Origin of the sequence: Streptomyces kronopolitis, from assembly GCF_014646275.1 — a bacterium.
Classification (GTDB): Bacteria; Actinomycetota; Actinomycetes; order Streptomycetales; family Streptomycetaceae; genus Streptomyces; species Streptomyces kronopolitis.
Window position 1 is genome coordinate 1 of record NZ_BMND01000076.1, and the last position, 7,607, is coordinate 7,607.

Sequence of the window (7,607 nt, forward strand, 5' to 3'; positions counted from 1 at the left end):
AGCGCTCCGAGGCCCGCATCCGCGAACTGCGCAAGGAAGCCGGCACCGTCTTCCTGGTCAGCCACAACAACAAGTCCATCCGCGACACCTGCGACCGCGTCCTGTGGCTGGAGCGCGGCGAACTGCTCATGGACGGCCCCACCGACGAGGTCATCAAGGCGTACGAGAAGGAGACGGGCAAGTAAGCCCCTCCTCCCACGCCTGAAGGGGCGCACCCGTTGGCGGGTGCGCCCCTTCAGGCATGTTCAGGCGTGTGCACGCCGGTCCGGCCGCGCGCGGCCGGACACCGGTCAGCTGTGCGCGCGCAGCAGCGTACGCATCGTCCGCATGGCCACCGACAGGTTCGCCAGGTCGAAGCCCTCCGAGCCGTGGATCTCCTCCAGCGTCGCCCGGGCCCGGCTCAGGATCGCCGCGTTGGCCTGCTCCCAGGCCTTGAACCGCTGCTCCGGCGTCGAGGCGCCGTTGCCCTCCGACAGCACATCGGCGGTCACCGCCGCATGGGCCGCGAAGAGGTCCTCACGGATCGAGGCACGGGCCATCGACTGCCAGCGGTCGTTGCGCGGCAGCTCCAGGATGCGGTCCAGGAGCTGGTTGATCCGCAGCCGCTCGCCCAGGTCGTAGTAGACCTCGGCGACATCCAGCGGCTGCTTGCCGGTGCGGTCGGCGATGGCGACGATGTCCAGCGCCGGGAAGACCGAGGAGAACCCGGACACCTGGACGGCCAGCGGCTCGGGCACGCCCGCGGCGGTCAGCTCGTCCAGGATCGTCTGGTACCAGCCCTGGTCGGTGCCCTGGAGCAGCTTGGGCAGCTCCTCCCAGACCTCGGCGACCCGCTGCGCGAAGAAGTCGATGGTCTCCGACAGCTCCAGCGGCTGCGGGCGGTTGTTGAGCAGCCAGCGGGTGCCGCGCTCGACCAGCCGGCGCGAGTGCAGCCGGATGCGGGTCTGGACGTCGGCCGCGACGACATTGTCGAGCGCCTCGACGTCGTCCCAGACCTGGGCCAGCCGGAAGATCGCCCGGGCCGCGGTGTGTGCCCGCACGACCTCTTCGAGGGAGGCCCCGGTCTCCTCCCGCATCCGGTGCAGGAAGCTGGTGCCGCCGGTGTTGACGGTGTCGTTGACCAGGACCGTGGTGACGATCTCGCGGCGCAGCGCGTGCCCGTCGACCTGCTCGGCGAAGCGCTCGTGCAGCGCCGAGGGGAAGTAGGCGTGCAGCAGCCGCTGCAGATACGCGTCGTCCGGCAGGTCGGTCCCGATCAGCGACTCGGCGACCGTGATCTTGGTGTACGCCAGGAGCACCGCCGTCTCCGGCTGGGTCAGCCCGCGCCCGGCGTTCAGCCGCTCGCGGATCTGCCGGTCGGTGGGCAGGAACTCCAGCGCCCGGTCGAGATCGCCGTCGCGCACCAGGCGGCGCATGAAGCGCTGCTGGGCGTTGAGCATGCTGGAGGACTGGGCGAGGGCCAGCGCCAGCGCGGTGTTCTGCGCGTAGTTGTTGCGCAGCACCAGCGCGCCGACCTCGTCGGTCATCTCGGCCAGCAGCTTGTTGCGCTGCTTGACCGTCATGTCGCCGTCCGCGACCACGGCGTTGAGCAGGATCTTGATGTTCACCTCGTGGTCGGAGGTGTCCACACCGGCGCTGTTGTCGATCGCATCGGTGTTGATCTTGCCGCCGGTCGAGGCGAACTCGATCCGCCCCAGCTGGGTCAGGCCCAGGTTGCCGCCCTCGCCGACGACCTTGACCCGCAGGTCCTCGCCGTTGACGCGGATGGCGTCGTTGGACTTGTCGCCCACATCGGCGTCGGTCTCCGCCGAGGACTTCACGTACGTGCCGATGCCGCCGTTCCACAGCAGGTCGACCGGCGCCTTGAGGATGGCCCGCATCAGATCGGCGGGGGTCATCTTCTTGATGCCGGCCTCGATGCCGAGCGCGGCCCGCACCTGCGCGTTGATCGGGATGGACTTGGCGGAGCGGGGGTGGATGCCGCCGCCCTGCGAGAGCAGCTCGGTGTGGTAGTCCGCCCAGGAGGAGCGGGGCAGCTCGAAGAGCCGGCGGCGCTCGGCGTAGGAGGACGCCGCATCCGGGTCGGGGTCGATGAAGATGTGCCGGTGGTCGAAGGCGGCGACCAGCCGGATGTGCTCGCTGAGCAGCATGCCGTTGCCGAAGACGTCACCGGACATGTCGCCGACGCCGACCGTGGTGAAGTCCTCGGTCTGGCTGTCGTGGCCCAGCTCGCGGAAGTGCCGCTTGACCGACTCCCAGGCGCCGCGGGCGGTGATGCCCATGCCCTTGTGGTCGTAGCCGGCGCTGCCGCCGGAGGCGAAGGCGTCACCGAGCCAGAAGCCGTAGGACTCGGCGACCTCGTTGGCGATGTCGGAGAACGTCGCGGTGCCCTTGTCGGCGGCGACGACCAGGTAGGTGTCGTCCTCGTCGTGCCGGACGACGTTCTGCGGGTGGACGACCTCGCCGCCGACGAGATTGTCGGTGATGTCCAGCAGACCGGAGATGAAGGTCTTGTAGCAGGCGATGCCCTCGGCCAGCCAGGCGTCGCGGTCCTGCGACGGGTCGGGCAGCTGCTTGCCGACGAAGCCGCCCTTCGCGCCCACCGGCACGATGACGGTGTTCTTGACCATCTGCGCCTTGACCAGGCCGAGGATCTCGGTGCGGAAGTCCTCCCGGCGGTCCGACCAGCGCAGACCGCCGCGCGCGACCTTGCCGAACCGCAGGTGGACGCCCTCGACCTTCGGGGAGTACACCCAGATCTCGTACGCCGGGCGGGGCGCCGGCAGGTCGGGGATGGCCTGCGGGTCCAGCTTCATGGACAGGTAGGCGTGCGGCCGGCCCTGGCTGTCCTTCTGGTAGTGGTTGGTGCGCAGCGTCGCCTTGATGACGGTGAGGAAGGACCGCAGGATCCGGTCCTCGTCCAGGGAGGCGACCTGGTCGAGCGCGCCGTCCAGCTCCTCCAGCAGCCCGTCCGTCAGCTCCGTGCCGGCCCGCTGCCGGTCGGGGGACATCCGCGCCTCGAAGAGGGAGACCAGCAGCCGGGTGGTGTGGACGTTGTGGGAGAGGGTGTCCTCCATGTACGTCTGGCTGAAGGTGGAGCCGGCCTGCCGCAGGTACTTGGCGTAGGCCCGCAGCACCATCGCCTGGCGCCAGTTGAGCCCGGCCTCCAGCACCAGGGTGTTGAAGTTGTCGCTCTCGGCCTCGCCCGTCCACACCGCCGTGAAGGCGTCCTGGAAGCGCTCGCGGGCGTCGTCGCCCTTGACGTGCTCGGGCATCCGCAGCCCGAAGTCGTAGACCCAGGCGATGGTGGAGTCGGCGCAGCGCAGCTCGTGCGGGCGCTCGTCGACGACCTCGACGCCCAGGCGGTTCAGGCCGGGCAGCACCCGGGACAGCGAGACCGGCTCGCCCCGGCGGTAGATCTTGAAGCGGCGCTCGCCCGGGCCCGCGTCGACCGGCTCGTAGAGGCTGACCGAGAAGTCCTTGCCCGGCTCACCGGTGAGCTTCTCCAGATGCTGGAGGTCGGCGACGGCGCTGCGCGGGCTGTTGTCGGCCTTGTAGCCCTCGGGGAAGGCGTGGCCGTAGCGGCGCAGGAGCTCGGCGGCGCGCTCCTCGCCGACCTCGGCGGTCAGCGCCTCGCCGAAGCCGTCGGCCCACGAGCGGGCGGCCTCCACCAGCCGGCTCTCCAGGCGGTCGGCGTCGGCGTCGGTCAGCTCGGGCAGGCTGGCGCCGGGCTCGACCCGGATGACGAAGTGCAGCCGGGAGAGGATCGACTCGGTGTTCCAGGCGGTGAAGTCGACGCTGGTGCCGCCCAGCTCCTCCTTGAGGATGTCGATCAGGCGCAGCCGCACGCCGGTGGTGTAGCGGTCGCGCGGGAGGTAGACCAGCGCGGAGTAGTAGCGGCCGTACTCGTCCTGGCGGAGGTAGAGCCGCAGCCGGCGGCGCTCTTGCAGGTAGAGCACGCTGGTGGCGATGGAGCGCAGCTCGTCGACCGGGGTCTGGAACAGCTCGTCGCGCGGGTAGGTCTCCAGGATCTGGAGCAGGTCGCGGCCGTCGTGGCTGTCCGGGCTGAAGCCCGCGCCCTCCAGCACCTCGGCGACCTTGCGGCGGATGACCGGCACCCGGCGCACCGACTCGGTGTACGCGGCCGAGGAGAACAGGCCCAGGAAGCGCCGCTCACCGATGACATTGCCCTTGGCGTCGAACTTCTTGACGCCGACGTAGTCGAGGTAGGAGGGGCGGTGCACGGTGGCGCGGCTGTTGGCCTTGGTCAGGACGAGCAGCTTGTGCTCACGGGCCTTGGCGCGGGCGTCCGCGGGCAGCCGGTTGAAGGACGGCGAGACGGGGTGGCCGGCGGCGGTCTCGCGGTGCGGCGGGTCGGCCCGCAGGATGCCCAGGCCGGTACCGGGCACCGCGGTCAGCACGTCCTCCTCGGCGTCGCCCTCACCGGGGACCGAGGACAGCTCGTACTCGCGGTACCCCAGGAAGGTGAAGTGATCGGCGGCCAGCCACCGCAGCAGCTCCTGGGCCTCCTCGATCTCCTGGTCGCGCAGGTCGTCGGCGGTCGGCTCGGTACCCAGCTCGTCGGCGAGGCGGCCGGCGGCGCCGCGCATCTTCTCCCAGTCCTCGACGGCCTCGCGGACGTCGGACAGCACCCGCAGCAGATCCGCGGTGATCTGCTTGAGGTCCTCGCGGTCGGTCTCGCGGTCCATCTCGACATGGATCCAGGACTCGGTCACCGCGTCGTGCGGCAGCTCGGTCGCCTTGCCCTTGCCGGTGCGGCCGTGGGCGTCGCAGTTGGAGTCGAAGACCTCGATGAGCTTGCCGGTGACATCACGGCGGACGATCACCTGCGGGTGGATCACGACATGGATGCCGCGCCCCTGCCGGGAGAGTTCATTGGTGACCGAGTCGACCAGGAACGGCATGTCGTCGGTGACCACCTCGACGACGGAGTGGCTGCAGGTCCAGCCGTTCTCCTCGACGGTCGGGGTGTGCACCCGGACGTTCGCGGTGCCCTGAGGACGCACCTCCGCGAGGCGGTAGTGCGAGAGCGCGGCGCCGAAGACGTCGACCGGGTCGCGGTCGGCGAGGTCCTCGGGGGCGGTGTGCAGGTAGTAGCGCTGGAGGTATCCCGCCAGAGCGTCCGGGTCGAGACCCCGTACCGGGTGCTTGCTCCCGGCCGGGCTGCTTTCAACGACCCGGGCGGCCCTGGTGAGCAGCTCGGTCTTGGCTTCGTCCAGCTTGGTCTGCATGTCCTCTGGCTCCTGTCGCGCGCCGTTGCGTGACGTTGTGGAAGAACGTGATGGAAGCCGCACAACGCCGCCGTGACGCGAGGTGTTCCGTCGCTGTCGACGCTATGCCGCGGTGAGAGAGGGCCGGGTCGCCATCGACTGCTTTTGACAAAGTCGACAGGGAATATTGGCCGCAACGACCAGCGATCGCCCGGTCACTGTCGTGTCCCGGGCGCAGGGCAGGGGCTTCGATGCCCCCGCGGAATATCGCGCTGATCACGGTGCAAGGCTATCGCTCCCCCCACGGGTGCCGTCATGGGCCTGGTAGGTACAAAACCTTGGCGTGAACTTAGACCTTCCGGACAACGCACGGCCGAGGCGGTGTGTGCGTGCCGCCCTGCCGCCCGCTCCCCCGGCGGCCGCGCCCCGCGGCGGCGCCTGGACACCGCCGCCCGGACGCCCGCACGGGCGTACGGGCCCCACGGCGGATCCCGGGCCCTCCTCGCGGGCATGTCCGCAACGTCACACTCTCCGGAGGCGAGTGCTCCGGCTAGAGGGCGAGCGCTCCGGCCAGCTCGACGGCCTCGGCGAGCGTGTCCACCACCGGCACCCCGGCGGTCTCCAGGCTCCCGCGGCTGTGCGAACCGCCCGTGTAGAGCACCGCGTGCGCACCCGCGTCCCGGGCGGCCACCGCGTCGTCCACGGCGTCACCGATCACGACCGTGCACGCCGGCTCGACCTGCTCCATGGCCGCCAGGTGCCGGACCATGTGGGCGCTCTTCGAGCCGCCGGACGGCCCGGTCCGGCCGTCCACCCGCACGAACCGCGACTCGATGCCGAAGCCGCGGACGATCGGTATCAGATCGTCGTGGCCGTACATGCTCAGGATCGACTGGCTGCGCCCGGCCGACTGCCAGCCCTCCAGGAGCAGATCCACGCCCTCGGCGAGCTCGCAGCCCAGGCGGTGGGTGCTGTAGTGCCGGTGGAAGGCCTCGTCCATCACCAGCCACTCGGCGTCCGTGGGCAGCCGTCCCATCAGCCGCTCGTAGAACCGCGGCACGGGCACGCAGTACAGCTCGCGGTACGTCTCCAGGGTGATCGGCGCCATCCCGATCTCCGCGAAGGCGGAGTTCGTCGCACCGATGACGGCGTCGATGTCGTGGAACAGGGTGCCGTTCCAGTCCCAGACGATGTGCGTCGCGTGCTTCCCCATGCCGTTCCCCAGGTCGTTCCCCGTGCGCTTCCCCATGAGGAAAAAGTACCCGCACCCGCCGACAGCGCGCCCGGCCTGTGGAAAACCCTGCTGACTATCCGAGCAGGTGGGGAATCTCCTGCACCCCGAACCACATCAGGTCGTGGTCCTCGGCGCCGTCGACCGTGAACTGCGCGTCGTCATCGCCCTGGTCCGCCGCGCCGAGCGCCGCCGCGGCCGCCGCGACGTCGGTCTCCGCCTCCGCGGCGTCCACGTGCACCGCCGCGGCCTTCGCCAGCGGCACCGGCCCGGCCAGGCGCACCTCGCCCAGCGACGACTGCTCGAGGCCCACGTCCGGATCCGCCACGGCCGCGCCGTCCGGCACGTCCAGGGCCACCACCACCCGCCGCCGGGCCTCCGCGGGATGCCCGGCCAGCATCCGCAGCGACGCCTGGGCGGCCCGGTTGAGCGCCGCGTACTCCAGCTCCTCGATGTCGTCCGAGACGTACCACTCGCGCAGCGCGGGCGTGACGGCGTACGCACCCAGGGAGCCGGAGTCCAGGCCACCGTTCCTGTGCGCCGCTGCGAGACCGGAAAGGGTCAGGGGGACATAGACGCGCATGGCAGCCGCTTCCGCTCGATTCGCTCGACTCTCGGGATGATCCCGCCAGCATACGGGCGTGAGTCCCCCATCGTGCCGCCCCCGCCCGCCCCGCGCCGCCCGTCCGGAGTCCGCCCACCACCCCGTCCCTGAGGCCTCGTTGCGGGCCCGCGCCACGGACGGGTGAACTCCGTGCGCCGCCCGCTCCGCGCTCGTCGCGGCTTGCTGCCGCCGCGGTCCCGTCGATAGAAGATCCCCACCACAAAAGCTACCGCCCGGTAATTCACGGGCCCGGCACCACGGGGGCGATCACCAGCATGACCGGCACCAACAGCACCGCGGCCCACACCCCACCCACCGCTTCCGGACGCCCCGCGCCCGGGGCCACCGGAAGCGCGGCCCCGGCCGCGGGTGCCGCCGGGACCGGAATCCCGCGGCCCGCCGTCCCCGCTTCCCCCGCCGGTGCCGCCGCCGACCGCGTCCCGCGTCCGCGCTCCGGCGGCGCCCCCCGGCCGGCCCGGTCCGTCCCCCGGCCCCGCCGCTCCCCCGCCGACCGCCGTCCCCTCGGGCCCACCGGCAGCGG

The 7,607-nt window shown here is 71.2% G+C and carries 3 protein-coding genes and 2 pseudogenes; 2 read left to right on the forward strand and 3 right to left on the reverse strand.

The window, feature by feature from the left end:
• Positions 1 to 185 (forward strand): annotated as a pseudogene (locus IEY78_RS33375) (ABC transporter ATP-binding protein); the annotation flags it as partial.
• Between the two features lie 105 nt (positions 186 to 290).
• Here the strand turns inward: IEY78_RS33375 and IEY78_RS33380 are convergent.
• The 3 genes from IEY78_RS33380 to IEY78_RS33390 form a co-directional block, all read right to left on the reverse strand.
• Positions 291 to 5,252 (reverse strand): NAD-glutamate dehydrogenase, encoded by a 4,962-nt coding sequence (locus IEY78_RS33380; protein WP_189104753.1) that lies wholly within the window; start codon positions 5,250 to 5,252, stop codon positions 291 to 293.
• 529 nt (positions 5,253 to 5,781) lie between these two features.
• A complete protein-coding gene (locus tag IEY78_RS33385) occupies positions 5,782 to 6,444 on the reverse strand; it encodes an HAD family hydrolase (RefSeq protein WP_189104755.1) in 663 nt (220 codons plus the stop codon).
• Positions 6,445 to 6,538: 94 nt separating this feature from the next.
• On the reverse strand, positions 6,539 to 7,045 hold the full coding sequence (locus tag IEY78_RS33390; RefSeq protein WP_189104754.1) for a DUF6912 family protein: 507 nt from the start codon (positions 7,043 to 7,045) through the stop codon (positions 6,539 to 6,541).
• A 296-nt stretch (positions 7,046 to 7,341) separates the two neighbouring features.
• On the opposite strand from IEY78_RS33390, the pseudogene IEY78_RS34720 reads away from it, so the two are divergent.
• Positions 7,342 to 7,607: pseudogene (locus IEY78_RS34720) on the forward strand (DNA polymerase III subunit gamma and tau); the annotation flags it as partial.